The sequence below is a fragment of the Streptomyces sp. NPDC025651 genome, assembly GCF_055558735.1.
The window spans coordinates 24,923-45,403 of sequence record NZ_JBVHLZ010000004.1 but is presented as its reverse complement, the minus strand read 5'-3'; the positions used below and the strand labels follow the sequence as shown (position 1 = coordinate 45,403).

Genomic DNA, 20,481 nt, shown 5'->3' with positions numbered 1-20,481 from the left:
CGCACCCCCCGCGGTTGCGGAAGATCCCATTTCAGGCGGCCTTTCCGAGGCCCTTCCAGCCACCCGCGGGCTGCTGCCCGACCTCCAGGCCCTGGAGCGCGGCGAGGACCTTCGGGTCCTGCACGTCGAGCCAGTCGACGAACTGCCGGAAGGAGACCAGACGTACGTCCTTCTTGCCCGCGATGTGCTTCAGGGCCTCCTCGACGGCATCCATGTAGATGCCGCCGTTCCACTCCTCGAAGTGGTTGCCGATGAAGAACGGCGCGCGGTTGGACTCGTAGGCCCGCTTGAAGCCGGAGATGTAGGCCTCGGTGGCCTGCTTGCGCCAGCCCGGGTAGTTGGCCGGCGGCGCCTTCGTGGAGTTCTTCGACTGGTTGGCGAGGATGTTGTAGTCCATCGACAGGACCTCGAAGGAGTGCCCCGGGAAGGGCACCGCCTGCAGCGGCAGGTCCCAGACGCCCATCTTCTTCTCGGGCCAGCGCTGACGGCCGCCGGGCGAGGACGCGTCGTAGCGCCAGCCGAGCTTCTTCGCCGTCGGCAGCAGATTGTTCTGGCCGAGCAGACAGGGGGTGCGGCCGCCGACGAGTTCCTTGTCGTAGTCGAAGGGCAGCGACGGCAGATCGGTCCAGCCGGTGTTCGTACGCCACTTCTTCACAAAGGACTTGGCCTGGTCGATCTCGTCCTGCCATTGCGCGGGCGTCCAGTTGGCGACGGAACCCGTGCCCGCGCAGAAGTGCCCGTTGAAGTGCGTGCCGATTTCATGGCCGTCGAGCCATGCCTCTCGGACGTACTTCAGCGTCTCCTTGATGTGACCGTCGGTGAGATAGCCGATGTCGGAGGCGCCGACCGCGTTGTTCGGCGGACGGTACAGACGCTTCTTGGATTCCGGGAGCAGATAAAGCCCGGAGAGGAAGAACGTCATGTGCGCCTCGTGCTCCTTGGCGAGCTTCAGAAAGCGCGGGAACAGTCCGTTGCCCACTTCGCCCGCGCCGTCCCACGAGAAGACGACGAACTGCGGAGGCGTCTGGCCGGGCTCGAGCGGCACCGGCTTGTCCGGCTGATGGGGCTGCTTACCGGTGAAGGCGGTCGACCCGTCACCGATCGGCTTGGCCGGGCGCTCGGCACCGGGCTGCCCGTCCTTGGACTTCTCCGCGGGTCCCGACGCATCGCCGTCACCCCCGGTGCCGCATGCCGCGAGCCCGAAGGCGGCGGCCGCACCGGCTCCGAGACCGAGCATTCCCCTGCGGCTGATGTCGCGCATTCCATCCCCATTCGTCGCGCCCCTGGGTCCGTACCGCTGCATCTGCCATGCAAGACGGACAACCAGTGAGAGGGCGCGACGAACACGGGGGTTCCGACAAGTCGCACATATTTATGAGCTTTTACCCGCAAGGGACATACAGTCGCGACGCGATTACCCCACGTCGCGATTACTCACGTCGACAATGCGCGGGATTATCAGGCGCCGAACGCCTTGTCCTTGCCCTTCACCGGCTTGGCACCCGCGAGAAGATGCGCGGGCACGAGATCGCGGGCCGGTTCCGTATATCCGACCGAGACGATCTTGTCGCCGCGATAGGTGAACGTCGTCAGCGAGGCGAGCGTGCACTGCCGCTTGCGCGGGTCGTGCCAGAGCCGCCGCTTCTCCACGAAGCTGCGCACGATCCAGATCGGCAACTGGTGGCTGACACACACCGCTTCGTGCCCCCGGGCCGCGTCCTTCGCCGCGTCCAGGGCGCCCATCATCCGCACGACCTGCTCGATGTACGGCTCGCCCCAGGACGGCTTGAAGGGGTTGACGAGGTGCTTCCAGTTCTCCGGGTTCTTCAGCGCGCCGTCGCCCACGCCGAAGGTCTTGCCCTCGAAGACGTTGCCCGCCTCGATGAGGCGGCCGTCGGTGGCGAGGTCCAGGCCGTGCGCCTTGGCGATCGGCGTGGCCGTCTCCTGGGCGCGGTCCAGGGGGGATGCGACGACGTGCGTGACGTCGCGCCCGGAGAGGTGCTCGGCGACGCGGTCGGCCATCTGCCGGCCGAGCTCGGAGAGGTGGTAGTCGGGCAGCCGCCCGTACAGGATCCCCTCCGGGTTGTGCACCTCGCCGTGGCGCATCAGATGGACGACGGTCAGCTCGTCGCCCGCCGGGGTGCCGGTCATGCGGTGGCCTCCGTGGCTTCCGCGGCCGCGCGCGCGGCACCCGGCAGGGCGGCGGCGATCCGCTCGACGGCCCGCTCGTCGTGAGCGGTGGACACGAACCAGGACTCGAAGGCCGAGGGCGGCAGATAGACGCCCTGCGACAGCATCGAGTGGAAGAAGGCGGTGAAGCGGAAGGACTCCTGCGCCTTCGCGTCCTCGTAGTTGCGCACCTCGCGCTCGGTGAAGAAGACGGAGAACATGTTGGACGCGTTCTGCAGGCGGTGGGCGACGCCCTCCTTGGTGAGCGCCTCCGTCACCAGCGAGCGGAGCTGCGCGGAGACGGCGTCCACCTTCTCGTACGCCGCGTCGTCCAGGAGACGCAGCTGCGCGAGGCCCGCGGCCGTCGCGACCGGGTTACCGGAGAGCGTGCCCGCCTGGTAGACGGGACCGGCCGGGGCGAGGTGCGCCATGACGTCGGCGCGGCCGCCGAAGGCCGCGGCCGGGAAGCCGCCGCCCATGACCTTGCCGAAGGTCATCAGGTCGGGCGTGACGCCGTCGACGCCGAACCAGCCCGCCTTCGACGTGCGGAAGCCCGTCATGACCTCGTCGGAGATGTAGAGGGCGCCGTTCTTGGCGCAGGCGGCCTTGAGGCCCTCGTTGAAGCCGGGGCCGGGCGGGACCACGCCCATGTTGCCCGGCGACGCCTCGGTGATCACGCAGGCGATCTCACCGGGGTACCTGTGGAAGGCCTCGTGCACCGCTTCGAGGTCGTTGTACGGAACGACGATCGTGTCGCCCGCCTGGGCGCCGGTGACGCCCGGGGTGTCGGGCAGGCCGAAGGTGGCGAGGCCCGAACCGGCGGCGGCGAGGAGGGCGTCGACGTGCCCGTGGTAGCACCCGGCGAACTTGATCACCTTGGCGCGGCCGGTGAAACCGCGCGCGAGGCGGATGGCCGACATGGTCGCCTCGGTGCCGCTGGAGACGAGCCGCACCTGCTCGACGGGGGTGACGCGGGCCACGATCTCCTCGGCGAGCGCGACCTCGCCCTCGCCGGGCGTGCCGAAGGAGGTGCCGCGCGCGACGGCCTCCTGCACGGCGGCCGTCACCTCGGGGTGGGAGTGTCCGAGGATCATCGGACCCCACGAGCACACGAGGTCGACGTACTCACGGCCGTCGGCGTCAGTCAGGTACGGACCGGTACCGGACACCATGAAACGGGGCGTACCACCCACAGCGCGGAACGCGCGCACGGGAGAGTTCACACCGCCGGGCGTCACGGCCGCCGCACGGTCGAAAAGAGTCTGCGAAACTGGGGCGCTATACGGGAAGCTCACACGAGCCATGGTGTCAGAGGGTCCGGACATCCTGCGGACAGGTGTTTCACTCCACGTTTTAGCGGGTGACCGTGGGGGAGGTCACTGACACGATGATCGGGTTGCGTGGCGGGGGCCGCGAGGCCTAGAAAAGACAGGGCTCTGCCGCCCTGGAAAAGCAGTCGGGTGGAGATATGCATCGCGGTGGCGGACTGGGCGAGGGGACCGACGGCCTGGGCCCCCGGCGTGCCCGGCGGGGCAAGCACCGACGCGAGGCGGAAGCGGATCCGGCACAGACGCCCGAGCAGCCGCGCGGCGGATCCGGTGAGACCCGGCGGGACCGGGCGAGCAGCAGGAGTGGCGGGGTGGGGGTGACGTACAAGTACTTCGGCGCCCCGGACGGCGCGACCGCCGCCCGTGTGCCGATCTCGATGCGGCCCGAGGAGCTCGGTGGTGACGAGCTCGGCATGGGCGGCATGTTCACGAAGATCAAGCCGGAGACGATGGCCGCGATGGTCCTCACCGGCATCGAGGGCATACCCCTGCACAAGGTCCCCCCGCTGGAGCTGGTCGTCCTCCACCCCGACTACGCCGTGGTGAAGCTCCCCATGACCGTCGTCGACCCGCTGCGCGGCATCGGCGAGGAGTCGGTCGGCGCCGCGGCCTTCATATGGTCGACCGTCCCGGACCGCGGCGGCCCCCGCGACGCCTTCAACGTCTACCAACTCCTGCACGAGTGGCAGGACTTCTCACATCGACTGCATGACGCGGGGCATCAGGCGTACTGCCTGGTCTGGCCCTGAGCCCTCATCAGGCCCGCCCCCCCTCTGCTCCGTTCCGCGCTCCTGGTCAACGCCCCGCCGTCTACGCCGAACCCTGCAGGGAGTACGGCCTGACTCCGCAGCAGGGACAGCTGCTCCGCGTCCTGATGATCCAGCCGTACGGCATGCGGGGGTCGGGCGCGATGCTCGGCCTCGCCAAGTCCGGCCTCACCGGCCTGGTGCGCCGCGAACACGCAGATGTGGCGGCCCCCCCTCGGCGTTGAGCGCCTCGGTCACTGTCAGACCCTCCCCCTACCGTGAGGGCATGGAGTCTTCGCGCACGCAGCCGATCATCCGTCTCGAACCCTGGCCGGAGGACGGGCTGGACCTCCTCCTCCGTCTCAACACCCCGGAGATGACGGAGCACTTGGGCGGCCCCGAGACCCCCGAGAAGGTCGTCGACCGCCACCGCCGCTATCTGGCCCTCGACGGCAAGGGCCAGATGTTCCGCGTCACGCTGGACGGCCGGACCGCGGGCTCGATCGGGTACTGGGAGACGACCTGGCAGGGCGAGCCGGTCTGGGAGACCGGCTGGGGCGTCCTGCCCGAGTTCCAGGGCATGGGCGTCGCGGCGGGCGCCGCGCGACTGGTGATCGAGGAGGCGAGGGCGGCCGGCCGCCACGCCCACCTGCACGCCTTCCCCGCGACGGACCACGGGGCGTCGAACGCGGTGTGCCGCAAGGCGGGCTTCACCCTGCGGGGCGAGGCGACGATCGAGTACCCCAAGGGCAACTGGCACCCCTGCAACGACTGGCGCTTCACCCTGACCTCAGGCTGAATCCGGGGGGGCCGACGCCCGGCGGAGGGTGCCCCCGGTCAGACGCAAGGTCAGAAGTAATAGGTGTCCCCGGTGTCGAGAGCCAGCACCGCATGCTCGTTGTTCCGGGGGTTGTGGTCGACGGCCCCGCCGTTCCACGCGGTCCCGATGCGCACGCCCACCTCGCCGCCCCCGCCCGGCACACCGCCCTGAAGCCGCACCACGAGGTCGACCGGCTCCCCCGTACTCCCGGCGTCCAGCGCCCCGGTGCGGCACAGCACGGTCCGCGGCTCCGCCCGCAGACACCCTTCGGGCAGCGCCTGCCCGTCCACGAGCGGCACGGACCAGCGCAGCCGCACCGTGACGCCGTCGAGGTCGAAGGGCCCGTGGTTCCGCGGCACGAAGCGGACCCGGACCGTCCCGTCACGCAGGGACACATCGCCGTGGAAGGCGACATCGGCCTCGGGCGCGAGGGGTTCGGCCGCGGCGACGCCTCCGCCGAGCACCCCGCCCAACGCGACGGCACACACCGCGACGTACCCACGAGCCATACGAAGAACCCGCACACCAACCTCCACCCGCACGCCCACGAAACGAACCAGCCGGCCCGTCGACCGCCGGACCGTCGCCCCGATATATGCCACGCAGCCCGACGCACACCCCGCGAGAACTCCACATGCCACCCTGATGACCATGCTGATCGCCCGCTCCGCCGCCCTCTTCGTCCTCGCCGCGCTCTTCGAGATCGGCGGCGCCTGGCTCGTCTGGCAAGGCGTGCGCGAGCACAAGGGCTGGGCCTGGATCGGCGCCGGCGTCATCGCGCTCGGCATCTACGGCTTCGTGGCCACGCTCCAGCCGGACGCCGAGTTCGGCCGCATCCTCGCGGCGTACGGCGGGGTCTTCGTGGCCGGTTCGATCGCCTGGGGCATGGTCGCGGACGGCTACCGGCCGGACCGGTGGGACGTCGTCGGCGCACTGATCTGCCTCGCCGGAATGGCCGTGATCATGTACGCCCCGCGAGGCCGCTGAATCGCACGCATATCCTGACCGGTGAACCGATCCCACCGGTACCGCGCCGGACCCGCCAGCCCGAGGAGCGCCCCATGACCGCCGCCGCCACCCGCATCGCGATCATCACGGGCGCGAGCAGCGGCATCGGTGCCGCCACCGCCCGCGGCCTCGCCGCCGCCGGCTACCGCGTCGTGCTCACCGCACGCCGCAAGGACCGCATCGAGGCCCTCGCCGCCGAGCTGAACGACGCCGGGCACGACGCGGTCGCGTACACGCTGGACGTCACCGACCGCGCCGCGGTGGACACCTTCGCGACGGCCTTCAAGAAGATCGCGGTCCTGGTGAACAACGCGGGCGGCGCGCTCGGCGCGGACCCCGTCGCCACCGGCGACCCCGGCCACTGGCGCCAGATGTACGAGACGAACGTCATCGGCACCCTGAACGTCACCCAGGCCCTGCTCCCCGCGCTCACCGCGAGCGGCGACGGCACGGTGGTCGTCCTCTCCTCGACCGCCGGACACGGCACGTACGAGGGCGGCGGTGGCTACGTGGCCGCCAAGCACGCCGAGCACGTCCTCGCCGAGACCCTCCGCCTGGAGATCGTCGGCACCCCGGTCCGCGTGATCGAGGTCGCCCCCGGCATGGTCAAGACGGACGAGTTCGCGCTGACCCGCTTCGGCGGCGACGCCGACAAGGCCGCGAAGGTCTACGCGGGCGTCGCCGAACCGCTCACCGCCGACGACGTGGCGGACACGATCACCTGGGCGGTCACGCGCCCGCCGCACGTCAACATCGACCTCCTGGTGGTCCGCCCGCGCGCCCAGGCGTCCAACACCAAGGTCCACAGGGAGTCGTGACGATGGGCCTCCCCGGCGACGACCCCGGCACCCCCGCGTACTCGGCCGACTCCCCCGACCCGCTCGAACGCCTCACCCACGAGCACGAGGCCCGCCGCCTCAAGGAGGAGAAGAAGAACGAACGCATGGTGTGGTGGTACCTCGCGTACTTCCTCTTCGGCATCCACCTGGTGGCGTTCGTGATGATCTACGCGGTCAAACACGCGAAGTAGGCGAGCGGACCCGCTCGACGAACTTCGCCGAGACGCACACGTCGGCCACCTGGAGTCCGTGCGCCCTCGAAGCCAGGACCAAGCTCAACGAACTCGGCCTGCCTCACGGTCGCAAGTCCGAGACGACCGCTCCACCCCGCACGGAGTTCTCGCGTCGCGATCACCTGCGCGCAGTCGTCGACGCCGACGGTTCGGTCGGCTACACGAGCCAGGGCTTCCCCAGCGGTATCCCGGCTGCGTTTCAGCCCTTCACGCAGATGACCTGCTTCAGCTTCGCCACGACCTCTACGAGGTCGCGCTGGTGCTCCATCACCTGCTCGATCGGCTTGTACGCCCCCGGGATCTCGTCCACGACGCCCGAGTCCTTGCGGCACTCGACGCCCCGCGTCTGCTCCTCCAGGTCCTTCGTCGAGAAGCGCCGCTTCGCCGCGCCACGGCTCATGCGCCGACCGGCGCCGTGCGAGGCCGAGTTGAAGGACTTCTCGTTGCCGAGGCCCTTCACGATGTACGAGCCCGTCCCCATCGAGCCCGGGATGATCCCGTAGTCACCCGACCCCGCGCGGATCGCACCCTTACGTGTCACCAGCAGGTCCATGCCCTCGTACCGCTCTTCCGCCACGTAATTGTGGTGAGCGCTGATCTCCGGCTCGAAGGTCGGCTTCGCCTTCTTGAACTCCTTGCGGACGACGTCCTTCAGGAGCCCCATCATGATCGAGCGGTTGTACTTCGCGTACTCCTGCGCCCAGTAGAGGTCGTTGCGGTACGCCGCCATCTGCGGGGTGTCCGAGACGAACACCGCCAGGTCGCGGTCGACCAGCCCCTGGTTGTGCGGAAGCCCCTGGGCCACACCGATGTGATGGTCGGCGAGTTCCTTGCCGATGTTGCGGGATCCGGAGTGCAGCATGAGCCACACCGAATCGGATGTATCAACGCAAATCTCTACGAAGTGATTCCCTCCGCCGAGGGTTCCCATCTGCTTCACGGCCCGCTCCTCCCGGAACTTGACCGCCTCCGCAACCCCCTCGAACCGCCCCCAGAAGTCGTCCCACCCAGCCGTGGCCATCCCGTGGAAGTGCCCGGGATCGACGGGGTCGTCGTGCATCCCCCGCCCCACCGGAATCGCCTGCTCGATCTTCGACCGCAGCCGCGACAGATCACCCGGAAGGTCATTCGCGGTCAGCGACGTCTTGACGGCGCTCATGCCGCAGCCGATGTCGACGCCGACCGCCGCCGGGCAGACCGCGCCCTGCATGGCGATCACCGAGCCGACCGTCGCACCCTTGCCGTAGTGGACGTCCGGCATGACCGCGAGGCCCTTGATCCACGGCAGCGTCGCGACGTTCCGCAGCTGCTGCATCGCCGCGTCCTCGACCGACGTCGGGTCCGTCCACATCCGGATCGGTACCTGCGCGCCGGGAACCTCTACGTACGACATATCGTCCTCATTCCCCCGAAAACAAACACAAGTCAGGAAGCGCAAATACCGGAGCCAAGGTCAACGAAAGGGGTGACGGACCGGCATCCACGGCAGCGCGTGCGATAGACATTGTGTCCACCGGCCGCCCACCGGCGGCAACCGAATATCCAGGCAGAACCAGCGAACCACGCGAACCACGCGAGAGGAGCCATCACGGTGCAGCGGAAGGCCAAGGCCTGTGTACCCGGTGTCGCCGCGCTCCTCGCGGCGCTGCTCGTCGGCTGCAGCGGCGGCTCGGGCCTCGGCGACGAGAGCGACGACTCCAAGCCGGGCGAGGGCGGCAGTTCGACCGCCCCGGCCCAGCCCGGCAAGTACCGCACGCTTCCCGAGCCGTGCGGCGAGCTCGACCGCGACACCCTCGACGCGATGCTGCCCGGCATCGCGGAGACGGAGGACACCGAGCAGCGCGACAAGGCGTACGAGGGCACGCCCACGGTGACGTACGACACCGACCGGCGCGTGGGCTGCCGTTGGAAGGTCCAGTCGTCCGACGCCTCCCACCACCTCTTCGTCGACTTCGAGCGCGTCGTCTCGTACGACGGCACGGTCAGCGACGACGACCGCGCCGCCGAGGTCTACGCGACGAAGCTGCGGGACGCGGACCTTCCCGAGCCGGCCGCGTCCAGCACGGGCGAAGACGAGACGGACGAGCCCAAGGAGTCGGCGGAGTCCGGCAAGGGCGAGGACTCCGAGGCGGGCGACAAGGCCCAGGGCGGCAAGAGCGCCAGGACCGCCGCGAGCGACGACGACAAGGGCAGCGCCAAGGGAAGCAGGAACGGCGACGAGGAGAAGGGGAGGGGAGGGGCGAAGAAGGGGGGCGAGCGGGCCGCCGACGCCACCACCCGGCCCGCGACCCCGCCCCCCGGCCTCGAGCCCCGCACCCTCGACGACCTCGGCGACGAGGCGTTCCTCGACGACGCCCTCGCCACCGCCGCGTCGGCCACCCGTCACCGCACCGTGACTGTGGTGTTCCGCACGTCGAACGTCATCGTGACCATCGAGTACGACGAGCAGCCCGGCCGTCGCACGGACGTCCCGGACAGCAAGGAAATGCAGGACAAGGCCCTTGAACTGGCCGACACACTGGCCGGCGACTTCGACGAGTAGACGGCGGGCGGAGCGGACGCGGACGGGGGCCCGGCTCCCCCGAAGCGGAGTCGCCCGCCGTCTCATACGCGTACCGTGGCCCCTCGGACCCGACGACGTCACGAGACGAACTGGACGTCACGAGACGAACTGAGTGAAGGAACCATGCACCGACCTGCACAGCGACAGCGACAGCTCCGCAGCCGCCTTCTCGTCTGCGCGGCCGCCGTACCGGTGATCCTCGTCGCCTCCGGCTGCTCCTCCGACTCCGACTCCGGCTCCGACGGCGCCAAGAAGGACGCGGGCACGAAGGCCTCCGCCTCGGCCAAGGCCGGCGGCGAGAAGACCCCGGAGGTCGAGAAGGCCGCGTACGCCAAGCTTCCCGAGCCCTGCGACGTCCTGTCGAAGAAGACGCTCGACGACCTGGTCCCGAAGGCGAAGGACAAGTCGGGCAAGGCGGGCACGTCCAGCGATCTGGCCGTGCGCGGCAGCTGCTCCTGGGACAGCCTGGAGAACAACGGCGTGGACGGCTCCCAGTTCCGCTGGCTGCGCGTCTCGCTGATGCGCTTCGACTCGGACTCCTCGCTCGGCAGCGGCGCGAAGCGCGCGCAGGACAACTTCGCCAAGCAGGTCGCGGACGCCAAGGCGACCAAGGACGCGAAGAGCGTCAAGGAGGAGCCGGTCCAGGGCGTCGGCGAGCAGGCGACCCTCGTGCGGTACGACCTGAAGAAGGACAAGGACACCTTCAAGCAGCAGACGATCGTGACGCGCGTCGAGAACGCGGTCATCACGGTCGACTTCAACGGCGCGGGCCTCGCGGGCGACAAGACCCCCGACGCCGGCAAGCTGGCGAAGGACGCCGAGAAGGCGGCGAAGGAGGCCGTGGCCTCGGTCGTCTCCGCCAACAAGGACGGCGGCAAGGCTCCGGCGTCGGACGAGAAGCCGAAGGCTGACGACAAGAAGTCCGACGACGCCAAGTCGGATGACGCCAAGTCCGACGACAGCAAGTCGAAGGACAAGGCGAGCGCCCACAAGTCCTGACACTGCGCACGCGCGCACGCAGCTCAAAGCGGCTCAAAGCGGCTCAACTCACGCCACGAGCAGGCAAGTCGACGGAGCCCGGCCCCCGAGGGGCCGGGCTCCTGGCGTACCGCCACGCAGTCCACCGCACGCATGTGCCAGGCTGTCGCTCGCAACAGACGGATCAGGGAGGGGACCGCGGGTGGCCGCGATGCAACTGACACGTACGCACCGGATGCTCATCGGCGTGGTCGTCGCCGGTGCGGTGGTCATCGCTGGCATCGGCTTCGCCGGGTCGTACGCAGCCGTACGCGAACTGGCCGTCGAGAAGGGCTTCGGCGACTTCTCCTACTTCTTCCCCATCGGCATCGACGCGGGCATCTGCGTCCTGCTCGCCCTCGACCTGCTGCTGACCTGGCTCCGCATCCCCTTCCCGCTGCTGCGCCAGACGGCGTGGCTGCTCACGGCGGCCACGATCGCCTTCAACTCGGTCTCGGCGTGGCCGGATCCCGTGGGCGTCGGCATGCACGCCGTCATCCCGGTCCTGTTCGTGGTCGCGGTCGAGGCCGCGCGGCACGCGGTGGGCCGGATCGCGGACATCACCGCCGACAAGCACATGGAGGGCGTACGCCTCACGCGCTGGCTGCTCTCCCCCGTCCCCACCTTCAAGTTGTGGCGTCGGATGAAGCTGTGGGAGCTGCGCAGCTACGAACAGGTCATCAAGCTGGAGCAGGACCGCCTCGTCTACCAGGCCCGCCTGCAGGCCCGCTTCGGCCGCTCCTGGCGCCGCAAGGCCCCGGTCGAGTCCCTGATGCCGCTCCGCCTCGCGCGGATCGGGGTGCCGCTCTCCGAGACGGCGCCCGCGGGCCTCGCGGCGGCCGGTATCGAACCGGTCCTCCTCCCGCCGGCCCCCGCGGTCACGGCACCGGAGGTGCCGGAGCGCCCCCAGCAGCCCGAGCTGGCCGCCGCCCCCGAGCCCGAGCCGGCCCAGGCCACCCAGGCCCAGGCCCAGGCCCAGGAGGACCCGACGCCTCCGCCGTCCCCGGAGGAGACCCTCCCGGTGGGCCAGCACGAGAGCCCCTGGTTCGCGGCCCACAACGCCTCGAACGCGCCCGTGGTCTCGTACGACGAGTGGTACGCCGAGCAGGAACGCCTCCAGCAGGAGACGCGCCAAGTCCCCGCCCAGGCACAGCAGTCGGCCGAACCCGCCCCGGAGCACACCGAGTCCCAGGAGTTCCCGGTGCCCAACGGCGCAGGCGGCACCCGCCCGCTCGGCGACGGCATCCCGCAGCCGGAGCCCCAGCCCGCGAACGCCCCCACGCCCACCGACGAGGAGCTGTACGAGGTCTTCCGGTACTCGATAGGGGGCGAGGGCATGCCCACCCCGGGCGCGTTCGCGGCGAACGTCGAGGCCACCTACGGCCTGCGCCTCCAGTCCCGCGAGCTGAACACCTACATGGACCGCTTCACGGCCCGCCTCAACGACGAGCTGATGGAAGACCACATCGCTTAGCAGGACGTCTGAACGCCGAAGGGCGGTCCTGCCTCAGGCCGGGGCCTTCGACCATCAGTCCCGGGGCGTGTCGACGAGCAGGCGAATACCGTCGATCAGCGCCTGCGCCTGCCCATCGGGCCAGTCCGCGATCCGGCCCGCAAGGTGCCGGGTCAGCGCGTCGCGGAGCTCGGCGACCGCGGCATGGCCCTTGGGCGTCAATGCGAGCAGGGTGGCCCGGCCGTCGCAGGGGTCGGGACTGCGTTCGAGCAGACCCGCGCTTTCGAGCCGGTCGGCATAGCGGCTTGCGCCGGATCGGTCGATGCCGACCTCCTCGGCAAGCCGCGCCGCCGATTGCGGTCCGAGCCGAGCCAGTCCACTGAGCACCGGGTAGGTCTGACGATCGACACCCGGCGGCGCCGAGTCGAGGACCGCGTCATGGAGCGCGCTCCGGTTGCGCCGCAGCAACAGCTGTCCCAGCGCTTGCTCGAGGTCCCGCGCCAAACCCGTATTCGCCATCCCACAAGGATACGTGCAGAACGCACGGAATGGGCGTAGGTTGTTGCGTGCAATTCGCACGCACTTCCCCAGGGGGTCTCATGGTCATGGGTCACGTGACGGCCGGGAGGCGCCGCAGCGCCCTGATCGGGCCGGTGCTGGTGCTGGCCACGCTGGTCTCCAGCATCATCAGCTCGTTCGGTGCTCCGCTGATCCCCACGGTCGCCCATGAGTTCCACGAGTCGCTGAGCACGGCGCAGTGGTCACTGACCGTGGCGCTGCTGGTCGGCGCGGCAAGCTCCCCGGTCCTCGGCCGGCTCGGCGACGGCCCTCGGCGGCGAGTGACGTTGCTCGGCGGCTTGGCCGTGGTCACGGCGGGCGGTGTCGTGGCCGCACTGGCAGGCGACTTGGGGACGCTGCTCGTCGGTCGTGGACTACAAGGCGTCGGGCTCGGGCTGGCGCCGTTGGCGATGGCCACCGCTCGGGACGAACTGCCTCAAGCCAAGGTCGCGCCGATGATCGCGCTGCTGTCGGTATCGGCGGGGGCCGGCCTCGGTGCCGGTTACCCGATCAGCGGGCTGATCGCCGAGGCCTGGGGACTGGCGGGTGCGTACTGGTCCGGGGCGATCGTGTCCGGCCTCGCATTGATCTGTGTCGCCGCGGTCGTACCGTCGAGCGCGCGGCGCGGCGCCCCTGACCGGCTCGACCGGGTCGGCGCAGTGCTGCTCACACTGGCGCTGGTCACCGCACTGGTGGCGGTGACGGAGGGGACACAGTGGGGTTGGGGCTCGCCGGCGATCATCAGCCTGTCGGCCGCCGGGGCAGTGCTCTTCGCGGTGTGGGCCGTGCAACAGCTGCGTGCCGAGAACCCGCTGGTTCAGCTGCGTCTGCTGCGCCGTCCATCCGTGCTTTCCGCCGACGCCTGCGCCATGGTGCTCGGCGTCGCGATGTACATGGTGCTTTCGGGGGTGACGGAATTCGTGCAATCCCCACGCTCGGGCGGATTCGGGTTCTCCGCATCGGCCCTCGTGGCCGGTCTCGTCCTCACCCCCCTGTCCTTCTCCATGCTGATCAGCTCCCGCACCCTGCCCGCCTTGGTGACACGCGTGGGAATCCGGGCGGTGCTGACGCTGGGCTGCCTCGTAGCCGCGCTGGGCTGCGGATTCTTCGCCGCCTTCCATGGCGCCCTGTGGCAGGCCTACGTCATGACGGGCGTCCTGGGGGTGGGACTGGGCACCACCTTCGCCGCGATACCCGGTTTGATCGTGCAGGCGGTCCCCGCCCGGGAGACAGGCAGCGCCATGGGCTTCTACCAGGTGGTCCGCTTCACCGGCTTTTCCCTGGGCAGCGCGCTCGCCGCCACCATCCTGGCCGCTCACGCCAGCGGCAACAGCCACCCTACGGTGGGCGGTTACACCACGGTGCTGTGGCTCTCCGCCGGGTTCTGTGTCATCGCCGCCGCCCTTGCCTGGTTCCGGCCCGCCCGAGAGGCCGTACGCGCGACGGACGCACACCCGTGAAGTGATCTACGGGGCTCCGTTACACGACCTACAACTGGCTGCAATGGCAGGTGATTTACCTTTATTTCGCACTCGCCGGACAGCACGGAGCACAAAGGGCTGTACCGCGCGGATCCACCAGACCACTGGGTCCGTGCCGCGCGGGGGCACACCACCATCGTGAAGGGGAACACCGCCGTCATGCGCACCATCACTCACCGCCGCAGCGCCCTCCGCACCGCCACCATCTCGGTCATCGCCGGTACGGCGCTGCTGGCTCCGGCCGCGGCGGCCCTGGCCAGCGCGCCCGCCCCCGAGCGCGCCGCCGCCGTGCAGCCCGCCGCCGCGAAGGCCGCGAGCGTCACGAAGATCGACATCGGCGCCGGTGTCACCATCACCGTCAAGGGCGGCCAGCCGTCGTACAACGGCAAGGTCATCAAGCCGGGCCAGACGATCGACAACGGCATATACGTGCACCTGAGCGCCGACGGCAAGCGCCTGTACAGCAAGACGCAGGGCGGCGGCACCCCGTACGCGATCTGGGACGTCAGGACCGGCAAGCTGCTCGGCACCCAGAAGAACAGCCCCACCGCGAAGGTGAAGGCCGCGCTGACCGCCAAGCCGTCCGCGACCTCCGTGAAGGCCTGGCAGGAGCTGCGCGTCAGCGGCAAGGCGACGGGCATCAAGGCCGGCAGCAAGGTGAGCCTGCAGCAGAAGCAGCGCGGCACGTGGAAGACGCTGCCCGCGAGCACGACCGTCAACAAGTCCGGCGCGTACTCCCTGCGCGTCAAGCTCGGCCTGAAGGGCAAGAACGAGCTGCGCGTGCAGAGCGGCGCCACGCTGTCGCCGGTCTTCAACGTCACCGTGCGCTGAGCGCTCCGCTCCGGGGCGCGGCCCAAGCGAGGCAGACGGGCGCGGGATCGCCGGAAGGTGATCCCGCGCCCGTCTGTCGTGGCCCGGCGCGCGCGTCAGCCCCGTACCTTCTGCCGCTGCTTCGCCGTCTCTCCGTAGAGCGCGAGCGCGGCGCCGATGACGAACAGCACGGCGTAGAGCGGCGTGGGGATGTCCCACCACTTGTGCAGGAGCCCCCAGGGGTTGTCGCCCCAGACGCGGCCGGCGAAGCCGAGCGCTCCCTGGATCCCGACGACCCATCCGACGATGGCGATGATTTCCTTCATGCCTCCACGATCGCCGGGGACAGGCGCCGAAGCGTCCTGCCCCCGGCGGAGATCGCGGGTAGTCCGAAGGATGCAGCCGGCCGCGGCCGGCTCTGCCCTACGCCCCCAGCAGCTTCCTGACCCGGTCCGCGCCCACGGCGAGCAGCAGCGTGGGCAGGCGCGGCCCGGTCTCCCGGGTGACCAGGAGGCGGTAGAGCAGCGCGAAGAACGAGCGCTGCGCGACCTTGATCTCCGGCGGCAGCTCCTTGGCCGTCGCGTCGGCCGAGAATCCGGCCCGGACCTTCGGGACGCCGTAGACGAGGTGGGTCAGGCCGTCCAGGGACCAGTGCGAGTCCAGGCCCTCCAGGAGGAGGCGGAGCGACTCGCGGCCCTCGTCGTCCAGGGAGGACAGGAGCTCGGTGTTGGGCTCGGCGCGGACGATCGTGCGCGCGTCGGCCGGGACCTGGGTGGTGATCCAGTTCTCGGCGCGGTCCAGGCGGGGCCTGACCTCGTCGAGGGAGGCGAGCGGCGCCGACGGGTCGAGGTCGCCCAGGATGCGGAGCGTCTGGTCCTCGGCACCGGCGGTGATGTCGGCGACGGAGGCCAGCGTGCGGTACGGCAGCGGCCGCGGGGTGCGCGGCAGCTCGCCGGCGGCGGTGCGCACCGCGCGGGTGTGCGCGGCGGCGTCGGCGGGCAGCACCGAGCCGTCGGCGACCTTGGCCTCCAGCTTGTCCCACTCGTCGTAGAGCCGCTGGATCTCCTGGTCGAAGGCGATCTTGAAGGACTGGTTGGGCTTGCGGCGCGCGTACAGCCAGCGGAGCAGCGGCGCCTCCATGATCTTCAGGGCGTCGGCCGGGGTCGGCACGCCGCCCTTGGAGGACGACATCTTCGCCATGCCGGAGATGCCCACGAAGGCGTACATGGGGCCGATGGGCTGCACGCCGTCGAAGATCTGGCGGACGATCTGGCCGCCGACGACGAAGGAGGAGCCGGGCGAGGAGTGGTCGACGCCGGACGGCTCGAAGATCACGCCCTCGTACGCCCAGCGCATGGGCCAGTCGACCTTCCAGACCAGCTTGCCGCGGTTGAACTCGCTGAGCCTGACGGTCTCGCCGAAGCCGCACGCCGTGCAGGTGTAGACGAGCTCGGTGGTCTCGTCGTCGTACGAGACGACGGTGGTCAGGTCCTTCTCGCACTGCCCGCAGTAGGGCTTGTACGGGAAGTAGCCGCCGGTGCCGCCGCTGCCGTCGTCCTCGCCCGCGGCGCCCGATCCCTCGGCGGCCTCCAGCTCGGCCTCGTCGACGGGCTTCTGCTGCTTGCCCTTGGCGGGGCCCTTCGAGGGGTCCTTCTTGGTGCGGTACTGGTCGAGGATGGCGTCGATGTCGCCGCGGTGCTTCATCGCGTGCAGGATCTGCTCGCGGTAGGCGCCCGAGGTGTACTGCTCGGTCTGGCTGATCCCGTCGTACTCCACGCCGAGCTCGTCCAGGGACGCGGTCATCGCGGCCTTGAAGTGCTCGGCCCAGTTCGGGTACGCGGAGCCCGCCGGGGCCGGGACGGAGGTCAGCGGCTTGCCGATGTGCTCGGCCCAGGACTCGTCGATGCCGGGGACGCCCGCGGGGACCTTGCGGTAGCGGTCGTAGTCGTCCCAGGAGATCAGGTGCCTGACCTCGTACCCGCGGCGGCGGATCTCGTCGGCGACCAGGTGCGGGGTCATGACCTCGCGGAGGTTGCCGAGGTGGATCGGTCCGGAGGGCGAGAGGCCGGAGGCGACGACGACCGGTTTGCCCGGGGCACGACGCTCCGACTCGGCGATGACCTCGTCCGCGTAGCGGGAGACCCAGTCGGTGGTATCAGTGCTCTGAGCTGCCACGATCGGCACGTCCTCTGGTTTCCTCGGGTTCTCGGAATCTGGCGTCAGCCATTGTCCCAGACGGAAGGACCCGCTCCGGGGTTGCTTGTGCCCGGGTGAGGGTCGCTTTTATCCGGGCGAACCGGTGTCCCTCCTCATGGGACACTCGACACACACGTTCCTGCACGCCATTTACCAGAACGGAAGCTCATGGCCCCGGTCACGTCCCTCACCGCCTCCGTCCATCAGCGCCTCGCGGACGCCCTCTCGGCTGCCCTGCCGGAGGCCGGTTCCGCGGACCCGCTGCTGCGACGTAGCGACAGGGCCGACTTCCAGGCCAACGGCATCCTGGCGCTGGCGAAGAAGGCGAAGGCGAACCCCCGGGAGCTCGCGACGCAGGTCGTCGAGCGGATCGAGAACGGCGACCTGCTCGCGGACGTCGAGGTCTCCGGCCCCGGCTTCCTGAACGTGACGGTCACGGACAAGGCGATCACCGAGACGCTCGCGGCCCGCGCCGCCGACGGCGACCGGCTCGGCGTCCCGCTGAACCCGGACGCGGGCACCACCGTCATCGACTACGCCCAACCGAACGTGGCGAAGGAGATGCACGTCGGCCACCTGCGGTCCGCCGTGATCGGTGACGCCCTGCGCCACCTGCTGGACTTCACCGGCGAGAAGACGATCGGCCGCCACCACATCGGCGACTGGGGCACCCAGTTCGGCATGCTCATCCAGTACCTGATCGAGAACCCGGGTGAGCTGGCGCCTGCCGACGAGGTCGACGGCGAGCAGGCCATGTCGAACCTGAACCGGATCTACAAGGCCTCGCGCGCCGTCTTCGACGCGGACGAGGACTTCAAGGAGCGGGCCCGCAAGCGGGTCGTGGCCCTCCAGTCCGGCGACAAGGAGACCCTGGACCTCTGGCAGCGGTTCGTGGACGAGTCGAAGGTCTACTTCTACTCGGTCTTCGAGAAGCTCGACATGGAGATCCGGGACGACGAGATCGTCGGCGAGTCCGCGTACAACGACATGATGGCCGAGACGGCCCGGCTCCTGGAGGAGTCCGGTGTCGCGGTCCGCTCCGAGGGCGCCCTCGTCGTCTTCTTCGACGACATCAAGGGCAAGGACGACCAGCCGGTCCCGCTGATCGTGCAGAAGGCGGACGGCGGGTTCGGGTACGCCGCGTCCGACCTCTCCGCGATCCGCGACCGCGTCTTCGGCCTGCACGCGACGACCCTGCTGTACGTGGTGGACGTGCGCCAGTCGCTGCACTTCAAGATGGTCTTCGAGACGGCCCGCCGCATGGGCTGGCTGAACGACCAGGTCAAGGCCCACAACATGGGCTACGGCACGGTGCTCGGCGCGGACGGCAAGCCGTTCAAGACCCGTGCGGGCGAAACCGTCCGCCTGGAGGACCTGCTCGACGAGGCGGCCCAGCGCGCCGCCGAGGTGGTGCGCGAGAAGGCGCGGGACCTCACCGAGGAGGAGATCCAGGAGCGGGGCGCCCAGGTCGGCATCGGCGCGGTGAAGTACGCGGACCTCTCCACGTCCGCGAACCGCGACTACAAGTTCGACCTGGACCAGATGGTCTCGCTGAACGGCGACACGTCGGTCTACCTCCAGTACGCGTACGCCCGTATCCAGTCGATCCTGCGCAAGGCGGGCGAGACCGGTCCCGTTCCGCACCCGGAGCTCGAACTCGCCCCGGCGGAGCGCGCGTTGGGTCTCCACCTGGACGCGTTCGGCGCCACGGTCGCGGAGGCCGCCGCGGAGTACGCCCCCCACAAGCTGGCCGCGTACCTCTACCAGCTGGCCTCGCTGTACACGTCGTTCTACGACAAGTGCCCGGTCCTGAAGGCGGACACCCCGGACCAGGTCGAGAACCGCCTGTTCCTGTGCGACATCACGGCGCGGACGCTGCACCAGGGCATGGCGCTGCTGGGCATCCGGACGCCCGAGCGGCTCTGACGGTCGTACGACGACGAGGCCCCGCCCCTTCTCGGGTGCGGGGCCTCACGCGTACGCGGATCTCAACCCACCAGTGCGGCCCCAAGCCTCCGCAGCCCCTCGGCGATCTCGTCCGGAGACTGCGTCACGAAGCACATCCGCAGCGTCGCCCGGTCCGGTTCGCCCGCGAAGAACGGCGCGCCCGGCACGTACGCCACGTCGTGCGTGATGACGGTGCGCAGGAGCTCCGTCGTGTCGTGGCCTTCGGGGAGCCGCGCCCAGACGAACATGCCGCCCTCGGGCCGGATCCAACTCGCCCCGTCCGGGAGGGAGTCCGCGAGCCCCGCGAGCATCGCGTCGCGCCGCTCGCGGTAGACGCCCGCGACCCGGGCGACGTGCGCGTCCAGGTCGTTGTCCGCCAAGTACCGTGCCGCCGCGAGCTGGTTGACGGTCGGCGTGTGCAGATCGGCGGCCTGCTTGGCGACGGCGCAGGCGCGCAGCAGCCCGGCGGGGGCGCGCAGCCAGCCGAGGCGCAGGCCGGGCGCCATGACCTTGGAGAAGCTGCCGAGCAGGACGGTCCGGTCCTCGGCCCCGGGGTACGTGGCGATCCACGGCACGCGCTCGCCCTCGAAGCGCAGTTCGCCGTACGGGTCGTCCTCGACGATCCACAGTCCGCGCCGCTCGGCGACCTCGGCGACGGCGGCGCGGCGGTCGGCGGGCAGGGTGCGGCCCGTCGGGTTCTGGAAGGTGGGGACGGTGTAGAGCAGCTTGGGGGCGTGCAGGGCGACGAGTTCGTCGAGGGCGGCCGGGTCGATGCCGGACGCGTCGCAGGGCACGGGCACCACGCGCGCGCCCGCGAAGCCGAAGGCCTGAAGTGCCGCCAGGTAACAGGGGTTCTCGACGAGGACCGTGTCACCGGGCTCGATCAGCGCGGTCGCGAGGAGCGAGAGCGCCTGCTGCGAGCCGGTGGTGACGAGCACGTCGTCGGCGTCGGTCGCGAGGCCCCGCACGCCGGTGCGCCGGGCTATGGCGGCGCGCAGCGCGGGCTCGCCCTCGGTGGTCGAGTACTGCAGGGCGCGCTCGGGCGTCTCGGTGAGCACGGCCTGGAAGGCGGCCGCCACGCCCTCGCCGTCGAAGAGGCCGGGGGCGGGCAGGCCGCCCGCGAAGTTGATGACCTCGGGGCGCGCGGTGACCGCGAGGATGTCCCGTACCGGGGAGCCCCCGACCGCTGCGGCGCGCGCGGCGAGCGGCGGCGTGGGGGCTGCGGTGCGGGAGGGCTCTGTGACGGTCACGGCGACGGCTCCTTCGGCTCGGACGGCTGTTCCCGCACCCTAAGCACCGGGGTGGGGCCGACA

20 protein-coding genes and 1 pseudogene are annotated in these 20,481 nt (G+C 70.3%); 12 read left to right on the top strand and 9 right to left on the bottom strand.

Features of this window, described 5'->3' with window-relative positions:
• Positions 1-31: 31 nt before the first annotated feature.
• From ACZ4D5_RS16465 to hemL, 3 genes are all read right to left on the bottom strand, one after another.
• A complete protein-coding gene (locus ACZ4D5_RS16465; protein WP_467773080.1) occupies positions 32-1,261 on the bottom strand; it encodes a polysaccharide deacetylase family protein in 1,230 nt (409 codons plus the stop codon).
• A 197-nt stretch (positions 1,262-1,458) separates the two neighbouring features.
• Positions 1,459-2,151 (bottom strand): histidine phosphatase family protein, encoded by a 693-nt coding sequence (locus ACZ4D5_RS16460; protein WP_467773079.1) that lies wholly within the window; start codon positions 2,149-2,151, stop codon positions 1,459-1,461.
• Positions 2,148-3,473 (bottom strand): glutamate-1-semialdehyde 2,1-aminomutase, encoded by a 1,326-nt coding sequence (hemL, locus tag ACZ4D5_RS16455; RefSeq protein ID WP_467773078.1) that lies wholly within the window; start codon positions 3,471-3,473, stop codon positions 2,148-2,150. Before hemL ends, ACZ4D5_RS16460 begins: the two co-directional genes overlap by 4 nt.
• 335 nt (positions 3,474-3,808) lie before the next feature.
• Between hemL and ACZ4D5_RS16450 the strand changes: the two genes are divergently transcribed.
• From ACZ4D5_RS16450 to ACZ4D5_RS16440, 3 genes and pseudogenes are all read left to right on the top strand, one after another.
• A complete protein-coding gene (locus ACZ4D5_RS16450; protein WP_016640275.1) occupies positions 3,809-4,246 on the top strand; it encodes a hypothetical protein in 438 nt (145 codons plus the stop codon).
• Positions 4,243-4,452: pseudogene (locus ACZ4D5_RS16445) on the top strand (hypothetical protein); the annotation flags it as partial. The gene ACZ4D5_RS16450 and the pseudogene ACZ4D5_RS16445, both read left to right, overlap by 4 nt.
• 77 nt (positions 4,453-4,529) lie before the next feature.
• Positions 4,530-5,042, top strand: coding sequence for a GNAT family N-acetyltransferase (locus ACZ4D5_RS16440; protein ID WP_467773077.1), 513 nt, complete (start codon positions 4,530-4,532; stop codon positions 5,040-5,042).
• Positions 5,043-5,092: 50 nt separating this feature from the next.
• Here the strand turns inward: ACZ4D5_RS16440 and ACZ4D5_RS16435 are convergent, their stop codons facing one another.
• Entirely contained in the window at positions 5,093-5,572 is a 480-nt protein-coding gene (locus tag ACZ4D5_RS16435) for a hypothetical protein (protein WP_467773076.1), read from the bottom strand.
• Positions 5,573-5,714: 142 nt separating this feature from the next.
• Here ACZ4D5_RS16435 and ACZ4D5_RS16430 point away from each other — a divergent pair, with 142 nt between their 5' ends.
• The 3 genes from ACZ4D5_RS16430 to ACZ4D5_RS16420 all read left to right on the top strand — a co-directional run bounded on the left by ACZ4D5_RS16430 (position 5,715) and on the right by ACZ4D5_RS16420 (position 7,101).
• Entirely contained in the window at positions 5,715-6,050 is a 336-nt protein-coding gene (locus ACZ4D5_RS16430) for a YnfA family protein (protein WP_467773568.1), read from the top strand.
• A gap of 74 nt (positions 6,051-6,124) precedes the next feature.
• Complete coding sequence (locus ACZ4D5_RS16425; protein ID WP_467773075.1) at positions 6,125-6,889, top strand: SDR family NAD(P)-dependent oxidoreductase; 765 nt, start codon at positions 6,125-6,127, stop codon at positions 6,887-6,889.
• A gap of 2 nt (positions 6,890-6,891) precedes the next feature.
• Positions 6,892-7,101: a hypothetical protein gene (locus ACZ4D5_RS16420; protein ID WP_362341847.1), complete on the top strand. Its 210-nt coding sequence runs from the start codon at positions 6,892-6,894 to the stop codon at positions 7,099-7,101.
• Positions 7,102-7,342: 241 nt separating this feature from the next.
• Here ACZ4D5_RS16420 and ACZ4D5_RS16415 read toward each other — a convergent pair whose 3' ends face one another.
• The gene (locus tag ACZ4D5_RS16415) at positions 7,343-8,536 is read right to left on the bottom strand and encodes an RtcB family protein (RefSeq protein WP_467773074.1); all 1,194 of its coding nucleotides are present in this window, start codon (positions 8,534-8,536) and stop codon (positions 7,343-7,345) included.
• 198 nt (positions 8,537-8,734) lie between these two features.
• On the opposite strand from ACZ4D5_RS16415, the gene ACZ4D5_RS16410 reads away from it, so the two are divergent.
• The 3 genes from ACZ4D5_RS16410 (at position 8,735) to ACZ4D5_RS16400 (ending at position 12,197) form a co-directional block, all read left to right on the top strand.
• Positions 8,735-9,685, top strand: coding sequence for a DUF3558 domain-containing protein (locus ACZ4D5_RS16410; RefSeq protein WP_467773073.1), 951 nt, complete (start codon positions 8,735-8,737; stop codon positions 9,683-9,685).
• Positions 9,686-9,829: 144 nt separating this feature from the next.
• Entirely contained in the window at positions 9,830-10,705 is an 876-nt protein-coding gene (locus tag ACZ4D5_RS16405; protein ID WP_467773072.1) for a DUF3558 domain-containing protein, read from the top strand.
• A 190-nt stretch (positions 10,706-10,895) separates the two neighbouring features.
• A complete protein-coding gene (locus ACZ4D5_RS16400; RefSeq protein ID WP_467773071.1) occupies positions 10,896-12,197 on the top strand; it encodes a DUF2637 domain-containing protein in 1,302 nt (433 codons plus the stop codon).
• Positions 12,198-12,251: 54 nt separating this feature from the next.
• Here the strand turns inward: ACZ4D5_RS16400 and ACZ4D5_RS16395 are convergent, their stop codons facing one another.
• Positions 12,252-12,695: a MarR family winged helix-turn-helix transcriptional regulator gene (locus ACZ4D5_RS16395; RefSeq protein WP_467773070.1), complete on the bottom strand. Its 444-nt coding sequence runs from the start codon at positions 12,693-12,695 to the stop codon at positions 12,252-12,254.
• Between the two features lie 86 nt (positions 12,696-12,781).
• Between ACZ4D5_RS16395 and ACZ4D5_RS16390 the strand changes: the two genes are divergently transcribed.
• Both ACZ4D5_RS16390 and ACZ4D5_RS16385 read left to right on the top strand, forming a co-directional pair.
• Positions 12,782-14,194, top strand: a complete 1,413-nt coding sequence (locus ACZ4D5_RS16390; protein ID WP_467773069.1) for an MFS transporter — start codon at positions 12,782-12,784, stop codon at positions 14,192-14,194.
• Between the two features lie 180 nt (positions 14,195-14,374).
• Positions 14,375-15,046, top strand: coding sequence for a hypothetical protein (locus ACZ4D5_RS16385; RefSeq protein WP_467773068.1), 672 nt, complete (start codon positions 14,375-14,377; stop codon positions 15,044-15,046).
• A 95-nt stretch (positions 15,047-15,141) separates the two neighbouring features.
• On the opposite strand, the gene ACZ4D5_RS16380 is transcribed toward ACZ4D5_RS16385, so the two are convergent.
• The gene (locus ACZ4D5_RS16380) at positions 15,142-15,351 is read right to left on the bottom strand and encodes a hypothetical protein (RefSeq protein ID WP_467773067.1); all 210 of its coding nucleotides are present in this window, start codon (positions 15,349-15,351) and stop codon (positions 15,142-15,144) included.
• A 97-nt stretch (positions 15,352-15,448) separates the two neighbouring features.
• The gene (gene lysS, locus ACZ4D5_RS16375; protein ID WP_467773066.1) at positions 15,449-17,209 is read right to left on the bottom strand and encodes a lysine--tRNA ligase; all 1,761 of its coding nucleotides are present in this window, start codon (positions 17,207-17,209) and stop codon (positions 15,449-15,451) included.
• A gap of 180 nt (positions 17,210-17,389) precedes the next feature.
• On the opposite strand from lysS, the gene argS reads away from it, so the two are divergent.
• Complete coding sequence (gene argS / locus ACZ4D5_RS16370; RefSeq protein WP_467773065.1) at positions 17,390-19,147, top strand: arginine--tRNA ligase; 1,758 nt, start codon at positions 17,390-17,392, stop codon at positions 19,145-19,147.
• Between the two features lie 62 nt (positions 19,148-19,209).
• On the opposite strand, the gene ACZ4D5_RS16365 is transcribed toward argS, so the two are convergent.
• Complete coding sequence (locus ACZ4D5_RS16365; RefSeq protein WP_467773064.1) at positions 19,210-20,418, bottom strand: aminotransferase-like domain-containing protein; 1,209 nt, start codon at positions 20,416-20,418, stop codon at positions 19,210-19,212.
• Between the last annotated feature and the right edge of the window lie 63 nt (positions 20,419-20,481).

What these genes read in the sequence shown, in the direction of transcription:
- ACZ4D5_RS16440 (WP_467773077.1), top strand. Translation starts at nt 4,530, where the DNA reads ATGGAGTCTTCGCGCACGCAGCCGATCATCCGTCTCGAACCCTGGCCG.
- ACZ4D5_RS16395 (WP_467773070.1), bottom strand. Translation starts at nt 12,695, where the DNA reads ATGGCGAATACGGGTTTGGCGCGGGACCTCGAGCAAGCGCTGGGACAG.
- ACZ4D5_RS16425 (WP_467773075.1), top strand. Translation starts at nt 6,125, where the DNA reads ATGACCGCCGCCGCCACCCGCATCGCGATCATCACGGGCGCGAGCAGC.
- ACZ4D5_RS16415 (WP_467773074.1), bottom strand. Translation starts at nt 8,536, where the DNA reads ATGTCGTACGTAGAGGTTCCCGGCGCGCAGGTACCGATCCGGATGTGG.
- ACZ4D5_RS16465 (WP_467773080.1), bottom strand. Translation starts at nt 1,261, where the DNA reads ATGCGCGACATCAGCCGCAGGGGAATGCTCGGTCTCGGAGCCGGTGCG.
- argS (WP_467773065.1), top strand. Translation starts at nt 17,390, where the DNA reads ATGGCCCCGGTCACGTCCCTCACCGCCTCCGTCCATCAGCGCCTCGCG.
- ACZ4D5_RS16405 (WP_467773072.1), top strand. Translation starts at nt 9,830, where the DNA reads ATGCACCGACCTGCACAGCGACAGCGACAGCTCCGCAGCCGCCTTCTC.
- ACZ4D5_RS16435 (WP_467773076.1), bottom strand. Translation starts at nt 5,572, where the DNA reads ATGGCTCGTGGGTACGTCGCGGTGTGTGCCGTCGCGTTGGGCGGGGTG.
- ACZ4D5_RS16385 (WP_467773068.1), top strand. Translation starts at nt 14,375, where the DNA reads ATGCGCACCATCACTCACCGCCGCAGCGCCCTCCGCACCGCCACCATC.
- ACZ4D5_RS16400 (WP_467773071.1), top strand. Translation starts at nt 10,896, where the DNA reads ATGCAACTGACACGTACGCACCGGATGCTCATCGGCGTGGTCGTCGCC.
- ACZ4D5_RS16460 (WP_467773079.1), bottom strand. Translation starts at nt 2,151, where the DNA reads ATGACCGGCACCCCGGCGGGCGACGAGCTGACCGTCGTCCATCTGATG.
- ACZ4D5_RS16380 (WP_467773067.1), bottom strand. Translation starts at nt 15,351, where the DNA reads ATGAAGGAAATCATCGCCATCGTCGGATGGGTCGTCGGGATCCAGGGA.
- hemL (WP_467773078.1), bottom strand. Translation starts at nt 3,473, where the DNA reads ATGGCTCGTGTGAGCTTCCCGTATAGCGCCCCAGTTTCGCAGACTCTT.
- ACZ4D5_RS16430 (WP_467773568.1), top strand. Translation starts at nt 5,715, where the DNA reads ATGCTGATCGCCCGCTCCGCCGCCCTCTTCGTCCTCGCCGCGCTCTTC.
- ACZ4D5_RS16420 (WP_362341847.1), top strand. Translation starts at nt 6,892, where the DNA reads ATGGGCCTCCCCGGCGACGACCCCGGCACCCCCGCGTACTCGGCCGAC.
- ACZ4D5_RS16390 (WP_467773069.1), top strand. Translation starts at nt 12,782, where the DNA reads ATGGGTCACGTGACGGCCGGGAGGCGCCGCAGCGCCCTGATCGGGCCG.